At 72.2% G+C, this 20332-nt stretch carries 21 protein-coding genes; 12 read left to right on the top strand and 9 right to left on the bottom strand.

Annotated features, from left to right (window positions below; translation table 11 throughout):
• Positions 1 to 225: 225 nt before the first annotated feature.
• Positions 226 to 855: an SDR family NAD(P)-dependent oxidoreductase gene (locus AB0C28_RS24975; RefSeq protein WP_357851684.1), complete on the bottom strand. Its 630-nt coding sequence runs from the start codon at positions 853 to 855 to the stop codon at positions 226 to 228.
• Positions 856 to 934: 79 nt separating this feature from the next.
• Between AB0C28_RS24975 and AB0C28_RS24970 the strand changes: the two genes are divergently transcribed.
• Positions 935 to 1360 (top strand): MerR family transcriptional regulator, encoded by a 426-nt coding sequence (locus tag AB0C28_RS24970; RefSeq protein ID WP_358077814.1) that lies wholly within the window; start codon positions 935 to 937, stop codon positions 1358 to 1360.
• A gap of 25 nt (positions 1361 to 1385) precedes the next feature.
• Entirely contained in the window at positions 1386 to 1745 is a 360-nt protein-coding gene (locus AB0C28_RS24965; protein WP_358077811.1) for a hypothetical protein, read from the top strand.
• Positions 1746 to 1814: 69 nt separating this feature from the next.
• Here AB0C28_RS24965 and AB0C28_RS24960 read toward each other — a convergent pair whose 3' ends face one another.
• Positions 1815 to 2585 (bottom strand): TetR/AcrR family transcriptional regulator C-terminal domain-containing protein, encoded by a 771-nt coding sequence (locus AB0C28_RS24960; RefSeq protein ID WP_358077808.1) that lies wholly within the window; start codon positions 2583 to 2585, stop codon positions 1815 to 1817.
• Positions 2586 to 2667: 82 nt separating this feature from the next.
• On the opposite strand from AB0C28_RS24960, the gene AB0C28_RS24955 reads away from it, so the two are divergent.
• Positions 2668 to 3810, top strand: a complete 1143-nt coding sequence (locus AB0C28_RS24955; RefSeq protein ID WP_358077805.1) for a hypothetical protein — start codon at positions 2668 to 2670, stop codon at positions 3808 to 3810.
• A gap of 25 nt (positions 3811 to 3835) precedes the next feature.
• Positions 3836 to 4555: an AAA family ATPase gene (locus tag AB0C28_RS24950; protein WP_358077802.1), complete on the top strand. Its 720-nt coding sequence runs from the start codon at positions 3836 to 3838 to the stop codon at positions 4553 to 4555.
• Between the two features lie 4 nt (positions 4556 to 4559).
• Here the strand turns inward: AB0C28_RS24950 and AB0C28_RS24945 are convergent, their stop codons facing one another.
• The 3 genes from AB0C28_RS24945 to AB0C28_RS24935 form a co-directional block, all read right to left on the bottom strand.
• Complete coding sequence (locus AB0C28_RS24945) at positions 4560 to 5162, bottom strand: TetR/AcrR family transcriptional regulator (protein ID WP_357851666.1); 603 nt, start codon at positions 5160 to 5162, stop codon at positions 4560 to 4562.
• A 122-nt stretch (positions 5163 to 5284) separates the two neighbouring features.
• The gene (locus tag AB0C28_RS24940; RefSeq protein WP_357851663.1) at positions 5285 to 6847 is read right to left on the bottom strand and encodes an MFS transporter; all 1563 of its coding nucleotides are present in this window, start codon (positions 6845 to 6847) and stop codon (positions 5285 to 5287) included.
• Positions 6848 to 7260: 413 nt separating this feature from the next.
• A complete protein-coding gene (locus AB0C28_RS24935; RefSeq protein WP_357851660.1) occupies positions 7261 to 8571 on the bottom strand; it encodes an MFS transporter in 1311 nt (436 codons plus the stop codon).
• A gap of 143 nt (positions 8572 to 8714) precedes the next feature.
• Between AB0C28_RS24935 and panB the strand changes: the two genes are divergently transcribed.
• Positions 8715 to 9569, top strand: a complete 855-nt coding sequence (gene panB, locus AB0C28_RS24930) for a 3-methyl-2-oxobutanoate hydroxymethyltransferase (protein WP_358077799.1) — start codon at positions 8715 to 8717, stop codon at positions 9567 to 9569.
• A gap of 253 nt (positions 9570 to 9822) precedes the next feature.
• Here panB and AB0C28_RS24925 read toward each other — a convergent pair whose 3' ends face one another.
• Positions 9823 to 10845 carry a threonine/serine dehydratase gene (locus AB0C28_RS24925; protein ID WP_358077797.1) on the bottom strand — a complete coding sequence of 341 codons (1023 nt, stop codon included), beginning with the start codon at positions 10843 to 10845 and terminating at the stop codon, positions 9823 to 9825.
• Positions 10846 to 10854: 9 nt separating this feature from the next.
• A complete protein-coding gene (locus AB0C28_RS24920) occupies positions 10855 to 12027 on the bottom strand; it encodes an aminotransferase class I/II-fold pyridoxal phosphate-dependent enzyme (protein WP_358077793.1) in 1173 nt (390 codons plus the stop codon).
• Positions 12028 to 12086: 59 nt separating this feature from the next.
• Here AB0C28_RS24920 and AB0C28_RS24915 point away from each other — a divergent pair, with 59 nt between their 5' ends.
• From AB0C28_RS24915 to AB0C28_RS24890, 6 genes are read left to right on the top strand one after another with little or no spacing between them, the layout of a single operon-like run.
• Positions 12087 to 13508: a PLP-dependent aminotransferase family protein gene (locus tag AB0C28_RS24915; RefSeq protein ID WP_358077791.1), complete on the top strand. Its 1422-nt coding sequence runs from the start codon at positions 12087 to 12089 to the stop codon at positions 13506 to 13508.
• Positions 13509 to 13517: 9 nt separating this feature from the next.
• Positions 13518 to 14207, top strand: a complete 690-nt coding sequence (locus AB0C28_RS24910) for an alpha/beta hydrolase (RefSeq protein ID WP_358077788.1) — start codon at positions 13518 to 13520, stop codon at positions 14205 to 14207.
• Positions 14208 to 14252: 45 nt separating this feature from the next.
• Positions 14253 to 15227, top strand: coding sequence for an ABC transporter ATP-binding protein (locus AB0C28_RS24905; RefSeq protein ID WP_358077786.1), 975 nt, complete (start codon positions 14253 to 14255; stop codon positions 15225 to 15227).
• Positions 15224 to 15943: an ABC transporter permease gene (locus tag AB0C28_RS24900; protein ID WP_358077783.1), complete on the top strand. Its 720-nt coding sequence runs from the start codon at positions 15224 to 15226 to the stop codon at positions 15941 to 15943. The genes AB0C28_RS24905 and AB0C28_RS24900 overlap by 4 nt, the downstream gene beginning before the upstream one ends.
• A 32-nt stretch (positions 15944 to 15975) precedes the next feature.
• Positions 15976 to 17211: a histidine kinase gene (locus AB0C28_RS24895; RefSeq protein WP_358077780.1), complete on the top strand. Its 1236-nt coding sequence runs from the start codon at positions 15976 to 15978 to the stop codon at positions 17209 to 17211.
• On the top strand, positions 17208 to 17813 hold the full coding sequence (locus AB0C28_RS24890) for a response regulator transcription factor (RefSeq protein ID WP_358077778.1): 606 nt from the start codon (positions 17208 to 17210) through the stop codon (positions 17811 to 17813). The genes AB0C28_RS24895 and AB0C28_RS24890 overlap by 4 nt, the downstream gene beginning before the upstream one ends.
• A 131-nt stretch (positions 17814 to 17944) precedes the next feature.
• On the opposite strand, the gene npdG is transcribed toward AB0C28_RS24890, so the two are convergent.
• Positions 17945 to 18598 carry an NADPH-dependent F420 reductase gene (gene npdG / locus AB0C28_RS24885; protein WP_358077776.1) on the bottom strand — a complete coding sequence of 218 codons (654 nt, stop codon included), beginning with the start codon at positions 18596 to 18598 and terminating at the stop codon, positions 17945 to 17947.
• 142 nt (positions 18599 to 18740) lie between these two features.
• On the opposite strand from npdG, the gene AB0C28_RS24880 reads away from it, so the two are divergent.
• Positions 18741 to 19319, top strand: a complete 579-nt coding sequence (locus tag AB0C28_RS24880; protein WP_357851628.1) for a hypothetical protein — start codon at positions 18741 to 18743, stop codon at positions 19317 to 19319.
• Here AB0C28_RS24880 and AB0C28_RS24875 read toward each other — a convergent pair.
• On the bottom strand, positions 19316 to 20281 hold the full coding sequence (locus AB0C28_RS24875) for a LysR family transcriptional regulator (RefSeq protein WP_358077773.1): 966 nt from the start codon (positions 20279 to 20281) through the stop codon (positions 19316 to 19318). The genes AB0C28_RS24880 and AB0C28_RS24875 overlap by 4 nt on opposite strands.
• Positions 20282 to 20332: the final 51 nt, after the last annotated feature.

Genomic DNA, 20332 nt, shown 5'->3' with positions numbered 1-20332 from the left:
TCCGAACTACTTACAACGACTCACCCAGAACCCCTCGGACCGACTCACCCCAGACCCTCGGCTCAACTCCCCCAGGTACCGGACCAACTCCCTCGGACCGCCACCCTGCCAGACCGACTCCGACCCCCCGTAGGAAACCAATCGTTCAGTGGGCGAACCGGCGAATCGCCCGAAACCATCCCCCACACGAGCTACCGAACGTCCCCCGAGTGAGGCGTTCCGTTCCTATGCGGTGCCGGCGTGGAGGGCCTCTCGTTCCCACCGTTCCCGCGGCTGGGTGTGCAGGCGCCAATAGTGCTCGGCGATGTCGTCAGGGTCGAAGTCCGTGCCGGGGGCGACAGGGCCGGCGACGGTGACGCTGGCCGCGTGGACGCCGGCGGGCCCGTACTCCTCGTCCAGCAGCGCCACCAGTGTCCGCACGCCGGCCTTGCCGAGGGACAGGCTGACGTACCCCGCCTTGGGTTCGGGCATGCCGCCCGTCACGATGAACGTGCCGCTGCCCCGTGCGGCCATCGCGGGGGCCACGTGCGCGGCCGTGACGAGCGCGCCGACCACGTTGACCGCCCAGGCGTCGAGCTGCACGCGGGCGCTCACCTCCCCGGGCGAGTCGCGGCGGATGATCGCGGCGTTGTAGACCACGACGTCCGGCGTCCCGAGCTCCTGTGCCGCCGCGTCGAGTGCGGCGCGCAGTTCGTCCTCGTTCGTGCTGTCGGCCCGGTACGCGAGCGCCCCCTCCAGGTCGAGGGTGCTGCCGGTACGCGAGACGAGGGCCACCCGCAGTCCCTCCTTCGCGAACCGGCGGGCGACGGACCGCCCGATCCCTGGACCCGCCCCGATGATGACCGCTCCCGGCATCGATCTCCTCCTTGACGTTGTTGCGACTGACAGTCGGGACGGTAAGGCGTCACATCGATGTGAAGGTCAAGGCGAACGCATGAAGATCGGCGACCTGGCGCGCGAGACCGGGGTGAGCAGGCGGCTGTTGCGCTACTACGAGGAGCAGGGGCTGCTGCGGCCCCGGCGGCTGCCCAACGGCTACCGCGAGTACGCGGAGACGGACGTGGCCGGCGTGCGCCACATCCGCGCGATGCTCGCCGCCGGCCTGCCGACCGCCGTCATCGCCCGCCTGCTGGACTGCGTGCACGACGACGACAGCGAACGGATGGTCCCGACCGGCTGTCCCGGGATGGTCACCGACCTACGGCATGAGCAGCAGCGCATCGCCGCCGAGATCGACCGGCTGCGGACGTCCCAGGAGGCGCTCGACAGCATGATCACCTCCGCCTTGCGCGACAACGCCGATCCCCGCTCCGAGCCGGCGTCGAACCGGCTCCGCGGCGAAAACAGCCTGCGGTCGTGATCGTCCGGCCGGTAGCCTGGCTCACATGTGCACCTACGCGGAGGTCCACTACAAGGTCCACTATGTGTGCGTCCCCTGCCGCCGAAGCTGCAAGCAGCCGTGGCGTGCGGAGGCGAGCCGTTGTGTCCGCTGCCGCAAGCCGATGCTGTTCGCCGGTCATGACTTCGCCGCGCCGCGCCGGGGCGACGGGCGCGGGTGGCGGGCCGTGGCCGCCGTGCTGGGGGCCGGGCTGCGGTACGAGGGGTTCGAGCCGTGCGGGTGCGGGCAGCAGCCCAAGTTCCGTCCTCGTACGAGTGCGCAGGTACGGGCGCGCCGGCGAGTGGCCGCGCGCAAGGGGCTGACCGACGCCGAGGCCCTCGCCCTGCGCGACCCGTCCGACGCCTGACCTGCACGATCGCGGCAAAGGCAGCCGGCCCCGAACTGCTCAACCTTGCCGGGGTCTTCGGGACGAAGGTCACAACAGTCGCGTCTCAGACCTGGGGTCCTCAGGGGCCGGCATCTCAGGCCCGGGGTCCTCAAGGGCCGGCGTCTCAGGGGCCGGCGTCTCAGGTCGTAGCCGGGCGGCGATGCCGTCCAGGATGATGTCGAGGCCGAGCGCGAACTGCCGGTCGAAGTCCGCGTTCTCCGCCTCGTCCACCCGCGTCTGCCCGGCGTACTCGGACATCCGCCCCCGAAGGAGCCCGGCCACCCTGGCCCGCAGCTCGGCGTCGGCCGCGGGCGTTCGGACCGTGGCCCACCAGGTGTTCTCCGCGGCGACGAACCCGTTCACGTACGACGTCAGCGTCCCCACGGCGGCGGTGAGCTCGGGCCCGGCCACCCCGGCGCCGGCCAGCGCGCCGTAGAACAGGCGGGAGCGGGCCAGCGCGTTCGGGCCCAGCAGCGGGCGGGTGGCGGTGAGGGCGGGTACCCAGGGGTGGCGGCGCATGACGGCGCGGCTCTGGGTGAGCTGCCGGGTCAGCAGGTCCCGCCACGGGAGCGGCCCGACCGGTTCGGCGATCTCGCCGATCACCTCGTCGAGGGCCAGGTCCAGCACGTCCTCCTTGCTCTGGACGTACTCGTACAGCGACATCGTCCCCGCTTTGAGGCGCGCCGCGAGGCCGCGCATGGAGAACCCGCCGACGCCCTCGGCGTCGAGGTGCGCGACGGCGGCCGCGACGATGCGCTCGCGCGACAACCGGGGCCGGCGCGGCGGCCCCTCGTCGCGGAACCAGATGGTCTCCGGCACCGATCCCTCCCCAAAACACAAGCCGTGCACTGTACGGAAAACCGTACGGCTAGCTTGCCCCATCAAGGCGGAAGGAGAACTCATGAACTGGGACCAGGACCACGCGATGCTGGCCTTGCGCGTCGATCGCCTGATGAGCGGCGGTTCCGGCGGCACGATGCTCATCTACCGCGGCCCCGCCGAGTGGAGCGAGCAGGCGTCCGCCGAGCCGCCCCCCGCGCCGGGCGCGCTGGCGGAGGAGGCGGAACGGCTGCTGGAGAGCGCCCCGACGCCCTTTCTGGCCGCCCAGGTACGCGCCCTGCGCGCCGTGGCCCGCTACCTGGACGGCGACCGGCCGCCACTCGCCGAGTACGGGCGGGAGTGCCTGGGCCTGACGCCCCGGTGGGTGCCGGAGGAGCTGTTCGAGCAGGCGCACGCCGAGCTGGACCGGGCCCTGCCGAAGGGCTCCGGTTCGCTGGCCGGGCGGCTGCGGGCCTGGCGGCAAGCCCACACGCTGGAGCCGATCGAACGGCTGCCGGAGCTGGTGGCCCTGGCGGTGGACGAGACCCGGGCCAGGACGAACGCGATCATCCCCCTGCCGCCGGGCGAGGTGGTGGAGTGCCGGCTGGTGGGGGGCGTGGCCTTCCACGGGGCGGGCGAGTACGAGGGCGGCCTGAAGTCCACGATCCACGTCAACAGGGCGATCCCCTTCAATCTGGCCGACCTGCTCTATCTCGTGGCCCATGAGGGCCATCCCGGGCACATCGCCGAGTCGATGCTGAAGGAGCGGCACATGCCGGTGCGGTTCATGCTCTCGCCGGCGTTCGTGCTCAGCGAGGGGCTCGGGCTGCTCGCCGAGGAGCTGCTGTTCCCCGGGGACGAGGCCCAGGAGTGGCTGAACGCGAACATCCTGCCCAGGGCTGGGATCCGGCCGGACGGAAGCGACTTCGCCGCCGTCCACCACGCCAGGAACGTGCTGTGGGGCGTGTGGGGCAACGCGGCGTTCCTGGCGGCCGAAGGGCGGGGCATGCCGGAGTTGTCGGCGTACCTGAAAAAATGGGCGATCTACGACGACAACGAGGCGGCGCTGGCGGCCAAGCTGCTGACGCCGTCCCCGGCGAGTCCGTATATTTTCGGGTATTTCCACGGATGGGAGCTGCTGCGGCCCTGGACGGCCGGCCCCGAGCGGGTCCGCCGCCTGCTCACCGAGCAGTTGCTCCCCTCCGACATCGCTCTGTCCGGTTGATCGAGCCCGCAGGAAGATACCGACCATGCTGCTCACCCACCTGACCGCCCGTCAGCTTCCTGAGGACTGGCCCGCTGCCCTGCCTCCTGTTCGCCGGCTGGCGGAGCGAGGTCTTGAGCTGACCGCCCGGGTCACCTTCTTCGTCGGAGAGAACGGCTCGGGCAAGTCCACCATCATGGAAGCGATCGCCGACGTGGCCGGCATCAATTCCGCCGGCGGTAAGGCCGGTACCAAGTACGCCAGCACCGGGCCGATGACCCCGCTGGGCGAGGTTCTCGACGCCGATCTCACCGCTTCGGGAACATGGCTGCTGCATGGTCCCCGGCTCAAGCGGCGCGCATTCTTCTTCCGCGCAGAAACGCTGTTCAACCTCGGGCAGAACGTCTCCGGCAGGCCCGGCTTCTGGGATGAGGATCTGACGGAGCAGTCCCACGGCGAAGGGTTCTTCACCGTTCTCGAACGCATGGTGTCGGGGCCGGGGCTTTATCTGATGGACGAGCCGGAAGCCGCACTGTCATTTCTGTCCTGCGTACGCCTGGCCGGCCTGATGCAGCGGGTCGCGGACGAGGGCGGGCAGATCATCTGTGCCACCCATTCACCGATCCTGACCGGTCTGCCGGGCGCGCAGATCATCGAACTCGGCGAGCACGGCATGCGTACGACCGCCTGGGAAGACCTCCAGCTGGTCGATCACTGGAGGCGCTTCCTCGCCAAGCCGGACTTCTACCTGCGACAGGAGGAGTGACGCCTCAGGGCGCCATTCCGGCCAGAGCCGCGTCCACGACGCGCTGGGGCAGGTCGGGCGGGAGGTCGCCGGCCGGGCCCCACTTGGTGTGCCACAGCATGGCGCCGGAGATGAGCGCCATGCCCATGTCGACGTCGAGCTCCGGCTTGAGCTCGCCGGTGGTGACGCCGCGCTCGATCACGGCGCGCATCGCCTGCCGGCGCGGCTCGACGGCACGCTTGAGGAAGCGTTCCATCAGCCGGGGATAGCGGTCGGCGTCGCTCATCGCGATGTTCATCACGCACCGGCCGCGCGTGTCGCCCGACTCCTTGCGCATCGCTTCGAGCAGGCTGATCAGGTCGTCGCGTACGGATTCGCCGGGCAGCTCCGGTATCGGCGCCCTGAGCGTGGCCAGGGCGTCCACGATCAGGTCCTCCTTGTTGGACCAGCGCCGGTAGATCGTGGTCTTGCCGACGCCCGCCTTCGACGCGATCGCCTCGATGGTCAGCTCGGACACGCCCATGCCCTCGGCGATCAGGTCGAGGGTCGCCTCGATGATCGCCTTCTCGGCCTTCTCGCTGCGCGGACGGCCCGCCGGGCGGGCACTCGCGGATTCCTGGATCGACATCGCGGCCTCACCATACATCTACAGCGCGCGAGCGCTGTGGTCCGACATGGGGAGGCGGCGCGCCTCCCGCGCGTCCGCCTCCCTCGTGAGCGACTGATCGCCGCATCGGCCCGTGCGTCCCCTCACCCGGAGGAGGACGACAGCGCCGGTTCCCGCCGCTCGGCGTGCTTGGCGGCGCGTGGCTTGCCGGGCATCCACCGCACGACCACGGCGAGCCCGATCAGCGCGATCACCGCCGAGACCGCCGCCGTGATGTGCATGCCTTCGATGAAGGCGTGGAACGCGGGCTGGACCAGCGCCTGGCCCCGCTCGCCGAGCTGATCCACGACGCCCATCGTCGCCATGATCGACTCGCCGGCCGCGTGCTGGACGCCCGCGGGCAGCCCGTCCAGCGCGGGCGCGATGCCGCCCCGGTAGCTGGACGACAGCACCGAGCCGAGCACGGCCACGCCGAGCGCCCCGGACACCTGGCGGACGGTGTTGCTCATCGCCGAGCCGACGCCGGCCTTCTCCCTGGGCAGCGACTCCATGATGGCGGTGGTGGCGGGCGGCATGATGTTGGCCATCGCGGCGCCCTGGACGAAGAAGATGACCTCGATCAGCAGGACGGGCGTGTTCTGGTCCAGGAACGCGTAGCTGGCCAGCACCAGTGTCACCACGCCCATGCTGACGCCGGCCGACAGCTTGGCGCCGAAGCGCTCGTTCACCCGCTGGCTGAGCGGGGCGAAGATCAGCTGAGCCGCGGCGAACGGGATCATCAGCGCGCCCGCCTGGATCGGCGTGAACCCCAGCACGATCTGCAGGTAGAACGTGAGGAAGAACATCCCGCCCATCATCGCGAAGAACATGATGCCCATGAGGCCGATGGCCGTGCTGAACCGGGCGTCGACGAAGCTGCGCACGTCGAAGACCGGGTGGTCGATGCGCCGCTCCCACCAGACGAACACGCCCAGCACCGCCAGCCCGAACAGCGTGGGCACCAGCACCTCGGCGCTGGCCACGGTGGCCAGCTCGCCGCCGCGGATGATGCCGTACACGACGGCCACCAGACCGATGATCGACAGCACCACGCCGACCGGGTCGAGCCTGGACGGCTTCGGGTCGCGGGATTCGGGCACGATGGTCGCGATGAGGATCATGCTGATCACCACGATCGGCACGTTCACCAGGAAGACCGAGCCCCACCAGAAGTGCTCGATCAGCAGCCCGCCGGTGATCGGCCCGATGGCCACCGCGATCCCGACGCCACCGGCCCACACCCCGATCGCCTTGCCCCGCTCGGCGGGCGGGAAGACGTTCGAGATGATCGCCAGCGTGGCCGGCATGATCGCCGCGCCGCCGATGCCCATCGCCGCCCTGGCCAGGATCAGCTGCATCGGATCCTGGGAGTAGGCACTGGCCAGTGAGGCCAGCCCGAACAGCGCCATGCCGATGAACAACATGCGCTTGCGTCCGGTCCTGTCACCGATCACCCCGAACGTGAACAACAATCCGGCGAACACCAGTGTGTAGGAGTTGATCGCCCATTCCAGCTCGCTCTGCGTGGCGCCCAGACCGACCGTCTTGTCGGCGATGGTCTTCATCGCGACGTTGAGGATCGTGTTGTCCAGGACGACCGCCAGCAGGCTGAACACCAGCACGCCGAGGATCCCCCATCGGCGTGGATGCCCCGTGTTCACTTCCATGGAGAGTCCTTAATTTCGATACGTCTAAGTTTCGCAACGTCACCGTATCGCAAGCTATTCCGATACGCAACGGTCCCGTTTCGTAAACCCTGGGTAAACTCTCGCCGTCCAGGGCCCGACGCCTGAGGTGAGCCTGTGTCCGCCCAGGTCAGGGGCACTTCTCTTGGTCCTGCGGGTCGGCGTACGGCCGACTCCCACGAGGGATGGAACGCCCCCTGAACGGCGCCTGCCACGTCTGAGGCCCACCCGCGGGTCTTCAGCGTGACCGGCCTCGGCGCAGCTCAGACAGGGTCACGCCGCGCCACACTGTGCTGCAACACCAACAGCCCCGAAAGCCGTCTCAACTCTCGGGTGACGTTGACCACACCTTCATCACTCGACGCACGAGCACCCCGGGACAGGCCCGGCGACGGTCAGTCGCGCGGCGACGGCACCGGTGCGCTCGCCGCGACCGCTTCAGCGGCCGGGACCGCCGACGTTGGCTCAGCCGCTTCCGCCACATCAACCGCGTCGGCGGCCGCAGCCGGCGGGGCCATGACGGTGGCCGGCGCCGGGCGGCGGCGCCAGAACGGGAGCGCGGCCAGCACCATGGCCACGCCCGCCAGCCCGGCCACCACGAACGCCCACTGCGGCCCCATCCCGTCGATGACGACGCCCGCGATGGGCGCCGAGGCCGCACCGCCGATCAGCAGGGCGGTGCCGTGGAAGCCCATCGCCTCGCCCCTCGCCTCGCTGGGCACCCATCGGGTGAGCACGTCGACCGTGGCGGACAGGGACGGCGCGCAGAGCAGCCCGGCGGGCAGCAGCGCCAGGATCAGCCAGTGCCATCCGCCCCCGACCAGCGCCACGGGAACGGTCGCCAGGCCCATCGCGGCGATCAGGGTCAGGGGTGACAGTCCTCTGGACAGGCCGCCGTACACGAAACCACCGATGAGCGAGAAGACGCACCAGATGGCCACGGCCAGCCCCACCCACGCGGTCTGGCTCGCCTGGTTCATGGTGGCGACCAGGGACAGCTCGGTCGCGGTGAGCACGAACGTGGCCGCGGCCGCCGTGCCGAGCAGCGCCACGAAGGCCGGGGTGAGCCACTGGCGGCGCGACACCCGCGCCCTGCCGCCCTCGGCCTCCGCCACCAGCTCCTCGGCCGAGCGGATGGGCGGGTTGAGCACGATCAGCCCCAGGCCGGCCACGGACATGCCGGCGCCGATGACCGTCATCGTCACGCCGCTGCCGAGCGTCGTGATGCCCGCGACGGCGAGCGCGGGCCCGGCCATGTAGGACAGCTCGACCATGATCGAGTCGAGCGCGAACCCGGTGCGCCGCTGCTCGACCGGCACGATGGCGGCCAGGCACTGCCTGGTCACGCTGAACACCGGCAGCCCCAGCAGCCCGGCCAGCGCCGCCGCCACCACCAGGGCGGGGAACGGCAGCGCCCACGCGCACGACCAGAAGGCCGCCTGCGCCACCGTGGTGACCGCCAGGACGGGACGAAGGCCGTGTCTGTCGACGAATCTGCCCGCCAGCGGCGAGCCGATGGCCATGCCGATCGTGCTGGCCATGGCGACCACCCCCGCCGGGCCGTAGCGAAGACCCATCACCTCGGCCACGTGCAGGGTCAGCGCCATGCCCGTGGCCGTGGCCGGCACGCGGGCAAGCAGCCCCACCAGGAGCAACGTGGGGACGCCGGGGATCTTGAACAGGCGCCGGTAAGGGGCGAGAGCCATGGTGTTTGTTACCTCCGCACCAATTCTGGCAAGAGGCACCGACAGTTTCGCCACCGGTTTTCGGCCGGGAGCCCGCGTGACATCATCGGAATGAGTCCGGGGACGCCGCTGGGGCGCCTCGAGACGGTTCTGGAGGGTTACTCATGTCCTCTTCAACTTCAACGACTTCTTCGACGACGTCGACGCTGTACGGCGGCGCGGCCGGACGCCGCGTCACCGTCCGCGACCTCGCCGCCGCCAAGGAGCGCGGAGAGCGGTGGCCGATGCTCACCGCCTACGACGCGATGACGGCGAGGGTGTTCGACGCGGCGGGCATCCCGGTGCTGCTGGTGGGCGACTCCGCGGCGATGGTCGTCTACGGCTACGACTCCACGCTGCCGGTCACGGTCGACGACCTGCTGCCCCTGACGGCGGCGGTCGTACGCGGCTCGTCGCGCGCCCTCGTGGTCGCCGACCTGCCGTTCGGCTCCTACCAGGCCTCGCCGGCGCAGGCGCTGGAGTCGGCGGCCCGCTTCATGAAGGAGGCGGGCGCCCACGCGGTCAAGCTGGAGGGCGGCCGCCGGGTCCTGCCGCAGGTGGAGGCGCTGGTGTCGGCCGGCGTGCCGGTGATGGCGCACCTCGGGCTGACCCCGCAGTCGGTCAACGTCATGGGCGGCTACCGCGTTCAGGGGCGCGGGCAGTCCGGCGACGAGCTCATGTCGGACGCCAAGGACCTGGAGCGGGCCGGGGCGTTCAGCGTGGTGCTGGAGTGCGTGCCGGCCGACCTGGCCCAGCGGGTGACGACGTCCCTGGCGATCCCGACGATCGGCATCGGGGCAGGGGCCGCTACGGACGCGCAGGTGCTGGTGTGGCAGGACCTGATGGGGCTCACGCCGCGGCCGGCCAGGTTCGTCAAGCGGTACTCGGGGCTGGCGGAGGAGATGGACCGCGCGGTACGCGCCTTCGCCGACGACGTGACGTGCGGGGCGTTCCCCGCACCCGAACACACCTACAGCTGACCGCACGTGGTGGCCGGCCTCCCACCGGCCACCACCCACCGGTCTCCCTGCGCGCACCCCCGGCCTGTCTCCGCGCGCACGACCGGCCCCGCCCCGCACCCGACCCGTCCCGCACACGGCCGGCCCGCTCCCGCGCCGGCCGACCGGCGGGGGCCGTCCGTGGCGAGGGTGGCGGGGTTGGTCCGTGGCGAGGATGGCGGAGGATCAGTCCGCGGTGAGGGTGGAGGGTCGGTCCGTGGCGAGGGTGGGAGGGTCAATCCGTGACGAGGGTGGCGGGGTCGGTGTTGGAGCCGCACACCACCACGGCCACCCGTTCTCCGGGCGCCGGGGTGTAGACGCCCGACAGCAGGGCCGCGTAGGCGGCGGCACCTGAGTGCTCGGCCACCACCCGGTGCCGCTCCCAGAGGGTACGCCGGGCCCCAACGATCGCCTCGTCCGTCACGAGGACGCTCTCCACCCGGTCGCCGGACAGGATCTCGAACGCCAGCCCGCCGATCCTGGAGGCGCCCAGCGCGTCGGCCGCCACGCCGCTGACCTCCACCGGCACCGGCTCGCCCGCCCGGCGCGCCGCGTGCAGGGTCGGGATCCGCTCGGGCTCGACCGCCACGATCCGCGGCCCGCCGCCGTCTCCCCTGCCCTCCGCGCCGCCGGACGCCGCACCGTCCGCGCCGCCGGACGCCGCACCGATCGCGGCCCCGGACGCTCCGCCGATCCCGGCCCCGGCCGACGTGCCGACCGTGATGCCGGCCGCGAAGCCGCCGCCTCCGACCGCCGCCAGCACCGTGTCCACGCCGCCGGTCTGCTCCATGAGCTCCAGCCCGGTGGTGCCCTGCCCGGCCACCACCTCGGGCTGGTCGTAGGCGTGCACCATGAGGGCGCCGCTCTCGGCGGCCCGCTTGGCGGCGGCCTCGGCGGCCTCCGCGTAGATGGCGCCGGTCTGGGTGATGTGCGCCCCCAGCGCCGCCAGGCCCGCCACCTTCACCGGGCTGGTCACCTCGGGCACGAAGATCTCGGCCCGCGCCCCGAGCGCCCGCGCCGCGAAGGCCACCGCCAGCCCGTGGTTGCCGCCGCTGGCGGCGATCACCCCGCTCTCCGGCAGCTCGCCGGCGGACAGCATGCGGTTGAACGCCCCGCGCACCTTGAACGAGCCCGAGTGCTGGAGCAGCTCCAGCTTCAGCCACAACCCGTCGGCGATCTCGATGACCGGCGTGCGGAGCACGTGACCGCCGATCCTGGCGGCCGCCGCCAGAACGTCCTCATGAGTAACAGCGCACATGGTGCGAGGCTATGCCAGAGCCTGGGCCACGTCGGCCCACAGGTCCTCGGGATGCTCGATGCCGACGGAGATGCGTACCGTGCCCTCCCCGATGCCGCTGCGCCGCAGCTCGTCGGGGCTCAGCGAGCGGTGCGAGGTGGTCGCGGGGTGCAGGATGAGCGTCTCGACGCCGCCGAGCGAGGGCGCGAGCAGCGCCAGCCGTACGGAGCTCATGAACTTCTCCCCCGCCGCCCGCCCGCCGGCCAGGTCGAACGAGAACACCCCGCCGAAGCCGGGCAGCAGCTTGCCCGCCAGCTCGTACGACGGATGGGACTCCAGCCCCGGCCAGTGCACGGCGGCCACGGCGGGGTGCTCGGCCAGGCGGGTGGCCAGGAGTTCGGCGTTGGAGCAGTGGCGGTCCATGCGCAGCGCGAGCGTCTGCAGCCCGCGCAGCGTCAGCCAGGCCGCGAACGGGTCGGCCGAAGCGCCGAGCTCGATCGCGAAGCGCCACGACTGCTCGTAGAGCTCCTGGTCGGCGAAGACCGCGATGCCGCCCACCACGTCGGTGTGGCCGGACAGGTATTTGGTGGTGGAGTGCACGACGATGTCCGCGCCGTGCTCGAACGGCCGGCACAGCAGCGGCGTGGCGAACGTGTTGTCCACCACGGACAGAATGCCGAGCTCGCGGGCGGCCTCGCACATCGCGGGCAGGTCGGCGACCAGCGTCATCGGGTTGCTGATCGTCTCCAGGTAGACGAGCTTCGTCTCCGGGCGGACGGCGGCGCGCAGGGCGGCGGGGTCGTTCTCCGGCACGTAGGAGACGGCGATCCCGAACCGCTCGGCCAGCTCGTTGATCATCGTGGCCGTGCCGCCGTACAGGGAGCGCTGGGCCACCAGGTGGTCGCCCGGCCGCAGCAGCCCGAGCAGGACGACGTTGATCGCCCCCATGCCCGATCCGGTGGCGATGGCGCTGGTCCCGCCCTCCAGCCCGGCCACGGCCAGCTCCAGCGAGCGCACGGTCGGGTTGCTGTAGCGCCCGTACACGTACGATCCGTCGGGGCGTCCCATCGACGCGGCCATCACGGCGGGGTCGTCGAAGACGAACCCGGAGGTCTGGTAGATGGGCATGGTGATCGGACGGCTGCCGTCGATGGGCGGCGTCGGGACGTGCACGGCCTTCGTGTCGGGGCGGAGTTCGCTCATGTCACCAGGATTCCTTGCCGGAGTATGTCGCGTCAGAGCCAATACGGCAGAATTGGTCCATGAATGGGGCCAATCTCGATGATCTGGTCGATGCGCTGGGCCGATGGGCGTCGGGGCGCGGCCCACTGTACCTGCTGCTCGCAGCCGGTCTGCGGGCGCTGATCGACGACGGCGTACTGCATCCGGGCCAGCCGCTGCCGCCGGACCGGGTGCTGGCCAGGCGGCTGGCGGTGGGCCGGGGGACGGTGGTGGCCGCGTACGACCTGCTGCAGCAGGAGAGCCGCGTCGTGCGCCGCCAGGGCAGCGGCACCAGGGTGGCCGCGCTCGACCTGCCCGCCACGAGGACGGCCGACGGGGTGGCGGCCAATCCGCTGCTGCAGCACATCCTGCACCCGCCTGACGGCGTACAGCTGCTGACGTGCGCCGCCCCGCAGGATCCGCCGCCGGCGCTGTCCGAGGCGTACGCCGAGGCCGCGGAGCGCCTGGCCGGGCTGCGCGACATGGGCTACCAGCCGGCCGGCGACCCGGCGCTGCGCGCGGCGCTGGCCGCGTACTACACCGGCAGGGGCGTACCGACCTCGCCCGAGGAGATCATCGTGACGACGGGGGCGCAGCAGGCGCTCACGCTGCTCGCCTCACTGCTGCTGGCGCCGGGTGACACGGTGCTGGCCGAGACACCGACCTACCCGGGGGCGCTGGAGGTGTTCCGGCACGCGGCGGCGGCCGTCCGGCCCGCGGCGGGCATCGAGGACGTACGCGAGCGTCCCGCTCTGGCCTACTTCGTCCCCACGGCCCGCAATCCGGACGGCGCCGTCATGGACACCCCGTCCCGCAGGCGGCTGGCCGACCTGGCCGCCGCGCACGACGTGCCGCTGATCGAGGACGAGGTCTGCGCCGAGCTGTGCTTCGCCGAGGAGACACCCGCGCCGGTGGCGTCGTTCGGCCGGGGCGAGCAGGTGATCACGGTCGGCTCGCTGAGCAAGCTGGTGTGGGGCGGGCTGCGGGTCGGGTGGATCCGCGCAGCGGCGCCCCTGGTCTCGCGGCTGGCCAGGCTGCGCGCGGTGCACGACCTCGGGGGCGAGGTCGTCAGCCAGTTCGCCGCCGCCGTGCTGCTGCTCCGGCTGGACGAGGTGCGCTCCGCGCGGATCCGCACGCTGCGCGCGCGGCACGAGCACCTGTGCGCCGAGCTGCGGACTCGCCTGCCGTCCTGGACGTTCGAGCCCGCGCTCGGCGGCCAGACCCTCTGGGTACGCCTCCCGCGCGGCGACGCCGACTCCTTCGCCCAGGTCGCGCTGCGGCACGGGGTCGCCGTCGCGGCCGGCCGGTCGTTCGACCCGCTGGGCGGGCACACCGACCGCCTCCGGCTGCACTACCTGTTCCCCGAGGAGGAGCTTTCGCGAGCGGTGAACAACCTGGCCCTGGCCTGGGCCTCGTACGACGGGGCGGGGCACACCCCATCTCGGTGTGCCCTCATCGTCTGACAGGGTGGGATGATGCAGACGACGTTCGTACTCGTGCACAGCCCCTCCGTCGGGCCCTCGACGTGGGCTCCCGTGGCCGAGTCGCTGGAGCGCCGCGGGCACGCGGCCGTGGTGCCCGACCTGACCGGAGTCTCGGCGGGAGGCGCACCCTACTGGCCCAGGGTGGTGGAGACCGTGCGTGCCGCCACCCCCGACACCCCCGTGGTGCTGGCCGTGCACAGCAACGCCGGGTTCTTCCTGCCCGCGATCAAGGAGGGGCTGGGCGATCGGGTGGTGGCCTGCGTGTTCGCCGACGCGCACGTCCCGCCCAGGCAGGGGCTGGTCAGGACGGCCGAGGAGGAGTTCCTGCCGTTCCTGCGCGACCTGGCCGGTCCCGACGGCGTGCTGCCCCGCTGGACCGACTGGTGGGACGAGGAGGACGTGGTGGCCATGCTGCCCGACCCCGCCGTCCGCATCCGGGTCGCGGCGGAGCAGCCCAGGCTGCCGCTCGACTACTACATGCAGGCGATCCCGGTGCCGGCCGGCTGGGACGAGGTCAGGTGTTCGTTCCTGTGGTTCGGGCCCCCTTACGACGCGGCGGCGGAGGAGGCGGCCCGGCGGGGCTGGCCGGTGACCCGCCTGCCCGGGCTGCACCTGCACCAGATCGTCGATCCCGAGGGCGTGACGGACGCGCTGCTCAAGCTGTCCAGGAAGTCGTGAATTCTTCACTGTCGCGGGCGACGGGGCCCGGCGACAGTGGTGCGCATGACAGCCATCGAAGTGAACGGGCTCCGTAAGAGCCATCAGGGATTCGAGGTGGTGCGGGGCGTCTCGTTCGAGGTGGGCGAGGGCGAGGTCTTCGCCCTGCTCGGGCGGAACGGCGCGGGCAAGACCACCACGATCGAGGTGCTGGCGGGCTTCCAGCGGGCCGGGGGCGGGAGCGTGCGGGTGCTGGGTCACGACCCGTACGCCGAGCGGGCCGCCGTACGCCCGCGTACCGGCATCATGCTGCAGGAGGCCGGCTTCTTCCCCGAGCTGACCGTCGCGCAGACCGTCGACGCCTGGCGCGGCTTCACCGACGCGCCCCGGCCCCGGGACGAGGCGCTGGAGCTGGCGGGCCTGACGGCGCGGGCGCGCACCCGGGTGCGGCAGCTGTCCGGCGGCGAGAAGCGCCGGCTCGACCTGGCGCTGGCCCTGCTGGGCCGCCCCGACGTCCTGTTCCTGGACGAGCCGACCACCGGCATGGACCCGCAGGCCCGCGCCGCCACCTGGACCGTCATCCGCGACCTGGCCGCGAACGGCACCACGATCCTGCTCACCACGCACTACCTGGAGGAGGCGCAGCGCCTGGCGTCCGCCATGGCGATCATGGACGAGGGCCGGATCGTGGCCTCCGGCGGTATGGCCGAGACGCTCGCGGCCAGGGGTGGGCGGGTGGCCTTCCGGCTGCCGGCGCACGTCGGGACGGATGAGCTGCCGCTGCCGGCCACCGTGGCGGACGGGCTGGCCGTGTGCCGGGCCGCCGACCCCGACCTGGCCGCGCAGACGCTGCTCACCTGGGCGGCCGAGCGCGGGCTGCGGCTGGAGGGCCTGGAGGTCCGCGCCGCCACCCTGGAGGACCTCTTCCTGGAGCACGCGCCGACCGCACGATCCACGGAGGCGCGCTTTGCGGAGGACGCACGAGCCGGCGAGAACGCACGATCCGGTGAGAACTCGCGATTCGCGGAGGACGCACGATGAGCCTGGCCGCCACCTACCGTCTCGGCACGCGCCTGTTCTGGCGGGACAAGTCCATGTTGTTCGGCTCGGTCATCACGCCGGTCGGCCTGGCCGTGGGCATGCCCGTGCTCATGCGCCACGTCACCCGTGACGGCGCCGCCAACGCCACGGCGATCTTCCAGAGCACGATCGCGATCCTGCTGGCGATCACCGCGTTCATGAACATCGTGGTGGCCCTGACCAGCCGCCGCGACCAGCTCGTGCTCAAGCGGCTGCGCTCGACCCGGCTGACGGACGGCCAGATCCTGGCGGGCCAGATCGCCGGCACCGCCACCCAGACGGTGGCGCTGATCCTGCTGTGCGCGGTCACGGTGCGGTTCGCGGCCGACGTGCCGTTCCCGCCGGACCCGCTCGCCTTCGCCGCCGTCGTGGTCGCGGGCTCGGCCGTGCTGTCGCTGCTCGGCGCCGCGTACACGGCCGTGGTCCCGCGCGCTGAGCTGGCCGCCGCCTTCACCATGCCCGTCTTCCTGGTGGCCGGAGTGTCGGCGGGCGCGATGGGCCCCATCCCGCTGCCCTCCTGGCTGCGGCCGGTGCTGGACCTGCTGCCCACCACCGCCGTGGTGGACGCCATCAGGACCGGCGACCTGCTCGTGCCGCTCCTCGTCCTGGCCGGGTGGGCGCTCGCCGGCCTGACCGCCGTCCGGCTGTGGTTCCGCTGGGAACCCCGCCGATCGTAGGGGGCAGATCGTAGGGGGTCATAATCGACGTCGTGGTCTCCTCGTCCGCCCGGCGGCTATCGAGCGCGCTCATCACGGCCGTCTCGTGCGCGTACACGATCATCGCCCTGGTCTACTTCCTCCAGGGCGCGCTCTACGGCGTGCTGGCCGTCGTGGTCTTCCTCGTCGTGGTGGCCACCCACTACGTCAACATGCGGGCGGGCCTGCGCGGCGAGCGCCCGCCGGGCTTCCCCTTGACGGTGGTGCTGCAGGCGGTGGCCACGTACCTGCCCGACTTCCTGCTGCCGGGCGGCATGTCGGCGCTGACCACTCCGCTGCTGGCCGGCACGCTGCTGGTCTACCTGCCGCTGCGCTGGGGCGGCGCCGCGGTCGGGCTGATCATGCTGTACGAGGGCACGCTGCTCTGGTGGGGCCCGCAGGCCGCCCACGTGACCCTGTTCTACGTGGTCACCGTGCCCACGACCGGCGCCATGATCTACGCGCTGGTCCGGTTCACCCGGGTGACCGCCGAGCTCGAACAGGCCAGGGCCGAGCTGGCGGACGCCGCCGTACTGAAGGAACGGCTGCGCATCTCCCGCGACCTGCACGACGGCCTGGGCCGCAGCCTCACCGCGATCGCGCTCAAGGGAGACCTGGCCGGCCGCCTCATCGACCGCGACCCAGGCACCGCCCGCGCCGAGGTGGGCGAGCTGGTGCAGGTGGCCAGAGAGGCGGCCCAGGACGTGCGTCAGGTGGTCAGGGGCTACCGGGCCATGTCGCTGACGGGCGAGGTCGACCGGGCGGTGGCGCTGCTGGAGTCGTCCGGGGTGAGCGTCCAGGCGCACCTCGCCGACGTGACGCTGCCGAGGCGGTCGGAGGAGGCGCTGGCGTGGGCCGTACGCGAGGGCGTGACCAACGTCCTGCGCCACAGCCGGGCCACGACCTGCACGATCACGACGTCGCTACAGGAGGACACGGTACGCCTCGAACTCGCCAACGACGGCGCCCCACCCGACCCCGGCACCGGGACCGCATCCGGCGGCAAACCTGGCTCCGGGTCCGCGTCCGCCCCCGGAACTGAGTCCGGCGCCGAGCCTGGCACTGGCACCGCGTCCGACGCCGGCGGGGCGTCCGTCTCCAGTGGCGGGTCCGGAGCATGGGGCACCGGCATCATCAGCCTGGCCGAGCGGGCCGCCCAGGCGGGCGGTATGGCGGCCGCCGCGCGGACTGGCCAGGGCGGGTTCGTGCTGGCCATGGAGGTGGCCGTCCGGGCGGAGGCCGCCTCATGATCAGGGTGCTGCTCGCCGAGGACATGCACATGATCCGCGCCGCCCTCACCGCCCTGCTCCGGCTGGAGTCCGACATCGAGGTGGTCGCGGAGGTGACCCGAGGCGACGAGATCGTCCCCGAGGCGATGCGCGTGCGGCCCGACGTGGCCGTTCTCGACATCGATCTGCCCGTGGTGGACGGCATCACCGCCGCCGCCGTGCTCCGCGAGCGTCTGCCGTCGTGCCGGGTGCTGGTGCTCACCGCCATGGGCCAGCCCGGCCACGTCCGCAGGGCGCTGGCGGCCGGCATCCAGGCGTTCCTGGTCAAGGACGCCCCCGGCGACCGGCTGGCGGAGTCGATCCGGCGCTCCGCCGCCGGGCTGCGCGTCCTGGACGCCGAGCTGGTCTCCTCGGCCATGGAGTACGGCGAGAGCCCGCTCACGCCCAGGGAGACCACCGTGCTCAGGGAGGCGGCCAGAGGCGCCTCGGCCGAGGAGATCGCCACCCGCCTCCACCTGTCCCCCGGCACGGTACGCAACTACCTGACCGGGGCGATCACCAAGACGGGAGCCCGCAACAAGATCGACGCCATCCGGATCGCCGAGGACGGCGGCTGGCTGTAACACCCACCGAACGCCCGCCGAACCCGTGCTCGATCACCTGTGTCCGGTGGCCGCCCATGCCTGGTGAGCCGATCACTGGTGGCGGCGCATTCTCGTGAGCCCGCCCACGCCGGAGACAGTCTCGTCGACGGTCAGATGTCGGTGACGCGCAGGCCGGCGTGGGCCTTGTAGCGGCGGTTGATCGAGATGATGTTGGCGGTCAGCGCCTCGATCTGGTGGGCGTTGCGCAACCGCCCGCCGTACACCCCGCGCACCCCCGGAATGGCCTCGGCCAGCGCTCGCACCAGGTCGGTGGCCTCGCGGTCGTCGCCCAGCACCAGTACGTCGAGATCGACCTTCTCCACCGCCGGGTCCATCAGCAGCACGGCCGACACGTGGTGGAAGGCCGCCACCACCCGGCTGTCGGGCAGCACGGCCGCCGCCTGCTGGGCGGCGCTGCCCTCCTCGACCGGAAGCGCGTAGGCGCCCTGCTTGTCGAACCCGAGAGGGTTGACGCAATCAACGACGATCTTGCCGGCCAGCTCGCCCCGGAGGGACTCCAGCAGCGCCTTGTGCCCCTCGTACGGCACCGCCACGATCACGATGTCGGCACGGGCGGCGACGGCGGCGTTCTCGTCACCGGTCGCGCCGGCGCCGATGGAGTCGGCCGCCTCCTGAGCGCGCTGCGCGCTGCGCGAGCCGATCAGCACCGGGTGCCCCGCCAGCGCGAAGCGCCGCGCCAGCCCTTTCCCCTGGTCACCGGTGCCGCCGAGGATGGCGATGGAAAGCCCGTTCACGTCTGTCATAGCCAGATCATGTCAGGCCCGCCGGGCCCACGATCCGGGTGGGCCCTTTTTGCGGCGGCGACGCCCGGCGGAGCACACCTCGTGCCCGCGCATCGGCACTGAATCGGTCACCACGTCCCCGCCCGTCAGGCACCATGGGGTGATGGACTCAGGATCGGTGGCACTCCTGCGCGAACTGCTCTCCGAGACCGGCTGGCTCGACCGCGCCCGCGAGCTGGGCGTGGCGCTTCGTGCCACGCGTTCGCCGGGTGGGCTGCTGGTGGTGGGCACCCCCGACGAGGAGCCCTGGCATGTGACCGCCCACCTCGCCGACGAGGCCCGCCTGTCCGGTCTGCCGCAGCTCGCCCCCACTCTGGTGCGCTGGTCGCCGCCGGTGGACGCTCCCCCGCACCTGCGCGTCGGCCTCGACCGGCTGGAGCAGGCAACTCGCGGGGAGACGTTGTTCGTGCTGTCCGAACGGCAGGCGCCGGTCCCGCTGCTCGAACGGGTGGACGACGCGCGGCGCGTCGGGGCCACCGTCCTGGCGATCGAGGGCGGCGACCCCGAGCTGACCGGGCTGGCGCACGACGCGATCACGGTGCCGCGCGACGGGCCGGTGACGTTCGACGGGGCGCAGCACCTGGTCAGCGCGGCGGCCGGCGAGCTCGAACGGCGCCCCGGCCTGCGCGCCCGCCTGGCGAGCCTCCTGGACAAGGTCAGCGGCCCCCGCCTGACCGACTAACCCGCTTCGCCGGGCTCGGCCGTCTGCTCTCCCAGTCGCCCCCGCAGCGACGCGGCCAGGTCCGCGGTGGCTTCCTCGATCGCGCCGATCACCACGGCCTGCACCGGGTCGGGCTCCCCCGACCGCGTACGGCTCACGCGGGTGACGGCGTCCAGCCGGCGGGCCCCCACGTCGCGCACCTCGCTCACCCGCACCTCTCCCTCCGGCACGTCGAGCAGCGCCAGCGTGGGCACGATCGCCACCCCGTGCCCGGCCGCCACCAGCGCCAGCGTCGGCCCGAACTCGGTGATCACGTGCACCTTGCGCGGCTCGAACCCGTGCAGCCCGGCCAGCCGCTCCAGCGCCTGCCCGCACGCCTGGTTCGGCTCGCCCGCCACCCAGGGCAGCCGGATGAGGTCGGCGACGGTGGCCGGCGGCTCCGTCCAGTCCGGCGGGACCACGATGCGGTATTCGTCCACGTACAGCAGCCGCGTGCTCAGCGACGGCTGCGACAGGGCGGGCAGGCTCATGTCCTGCTCGGTGATGAGCAGGTCGACCGCCCCGAGCCGCAGCTCCTGCAGCGCCGGCTGCCCGTAGATCTCGTGGATGATGAGCGAGATCTTCGGATGGCGTACGGCCAGCTCACGCATGGCGGGCACCAGCACGTGCTTGATCACCGTGGGGAAGGCGGCGATGCGCACCGGCCCGGCCAGGCGCTCGGTGAAGCGGGTGAGCTCCCGCTTGGCCTCGTCCAGCTCCTCCTCGACCCGTTCGGCGTAGCCGGCCAGCACCCGCCCCGCCGGGGTGAGCGACACGCTGCGCTGGGAGCGGTCGATGAGCGCGAGCCCGACCTCGCGCTCCAGCTGGGCGAGCTGCTGGGAGACGGCGGAGGGCGTCAGGTAGAGCGCCTCGGCGGCCCGCATCACGCCGCCGCGCCGCGCGACCTCGCGTAAGACGCGCAGCCGCCGGGGGTCGATGTCCATGCAGGTCAGCTTACGCGCGCAGTGAAGGAGCCTTCATTTGTGCTACAGGGC

Origin of the sequence: Nonomuraea sp. NPDC048892, assembly GCF_040649735.1 — a bacterium.
Taxonomy (GTDB): Bacteria; Actinomycetota; Actinomycetes; order Streptosporangiales; family Streptosporangiaceae; genus Nonomuraea; species Nonomuraea maheshkhaliensis.
The sequence above is the reverse complement of the archived record's forward strand: the minus strand, read 5'-3'. Positions and strand labels throughout refer to the sequence as shown.

What these genes read in the sequence shown, in the direction of transcription:
- AB0C28_RS24975 (WP_357851684.1), bottom strand. Translation starts at nt 855, where the DNA reads ATGCCGGGAGCGGTCATCATCGGGGCGGGTCCAGGGATCGGGCGGTCC.
- AB0C28_RS24970 (WP_358077814.1), top strand. Translation starts at nt 935, where the DNA reads ATGAAGATCGGCGACCTGGCGCGCGAGACCGGGGTGAGCAGGCGGCTG.
- AB0C28_RS24965 (WP_358077811.1), top strand. Translation starts at nt 1,386, where the DNA reads ATGTGCACCTACGCGGAGGTCCACTACAAGGTCCACTATGTGTGCGTC.
- AB0C28_RS24955 (WP_358077805.1), top strand. Translation starts at nt 2,668, where the DNA reads ATGAACTGGGACCAGGACCACGCGATGCTGGCCTTGCGCGTCGATCGC.
- AB0C28_RS24950 (WP_358077802.1), top strand. Translation starts at nt 3,836, where the DNA reads ATGCTGCTCACCCACCTGACCGCCCGTCAGCTTCCTGAGGACTGGCCC.
- AB0C28_RS24945 (WP_357851666.1), bottom strand. Translation starts at nt 5,162, where the DNA reads ATGTCGATCCAGGAATCCGCGAGTGCCCGCCCGGCGGGCCGTCCGCGC.
- AB0C28_RS24940 (WP_357851663.1), bottom strand. Translation starts at nt 6,847, where the DNA reads ATGGAAGTGAACACGGGGCATCCACGCCGATGGGGGATCCTCGGCGTG.
- AB0C28_RS24935 (WP_357851660.1), bottom strand. Translation starts at nt 8,571, where the DNA reads ATGGCTCTCGCCCCTTACCGGCGCCTGTTCAAGATCCCCGGCGTCCCC.
- panB (WP_358077799.1), top strand. Translation starts at nt 8,715, where the DNA reads ATGTCCTCTTCAACTTCAACGACTTCTTCGACGACGTCGACGCTGTAC.
- AB0C28_RS24925 (WP_358077797.1), bottom strand. Translation starts at nt 10,845, where the DNA reads ATGTGCGCTGTTACTCATGAGGACGTTCTGGCGGCGGCCGCCAGGATC.
- AB0C28_RS24920 (WP_358077793.1), bottom strand. Translation starts at nt 12,027, where the DNA reads ATGAGCGAACTCCGCCCCGACACGAAGGCCGTGCACGTCCCGACGCCG.
- AB0C28_RS24915 (WP_358077791.1), top strand. Translation starts at nt 12,087, where the DNA reads ATGAATGGGGCCAATCTCGATGATCTGGTCGATGCGCTGGGCCGATGG.
- AB0C28_RS24910 (WP_358077788.1), top strand. Translation starts at nt 13,518, where the DNA reads ATGATGCAGACGACGTTCGTACTCGTGCACAGCCCCTCCGTCGGGCCC.
- AB0C28_RS24905 (WP_358077786.1), top strand. Translation starts at nt 14,253, where the DNA reads ATGACAGCCATCGAAGTGAACGGGCTCCGTAAGAGCCATCAGGGATTC.
- AB0C28_RS24900 (WP_358077783.1), top strand. Translation starts at nt 15,224, where the DNA reads ATGAGCCTGGCCGCCACCTACCGTCTCGGCACGCGCCTGTTCTGGCGG.
- AB0C28_RS24890 (WP_358077778.1), top strand. Translation starts at nt 17,208, where the DNA reads ATGATCAGGGTGCTGCTCGCCGAGGACATGCACATGATCCGCGCCGCC.
- npdG (WP_358077776.1), bottom strand. Translation starts at nt 18,598, where the DNA reads ATGACAGACGTGAACGGGCTTTCCATCGCCATCCTCGGCGGCACCGGT.
- AB0C28_RS24880 (WP_357851628.1), top strand. Translation starts at nt 18,741, where the DNA reads ATGGACTCAGGATCGGTGGCACTCCTGCGCGAACTGCTCTCCGAGACC.
- AB0C28_RS24875 (WP_358077773.1), bottom strand. Translation starts at nt 20,281, where the DNA reads ATGGACATCGACCCCCGGCGGCTGCGCGTCTTACGCGAGGTCGCGCGG.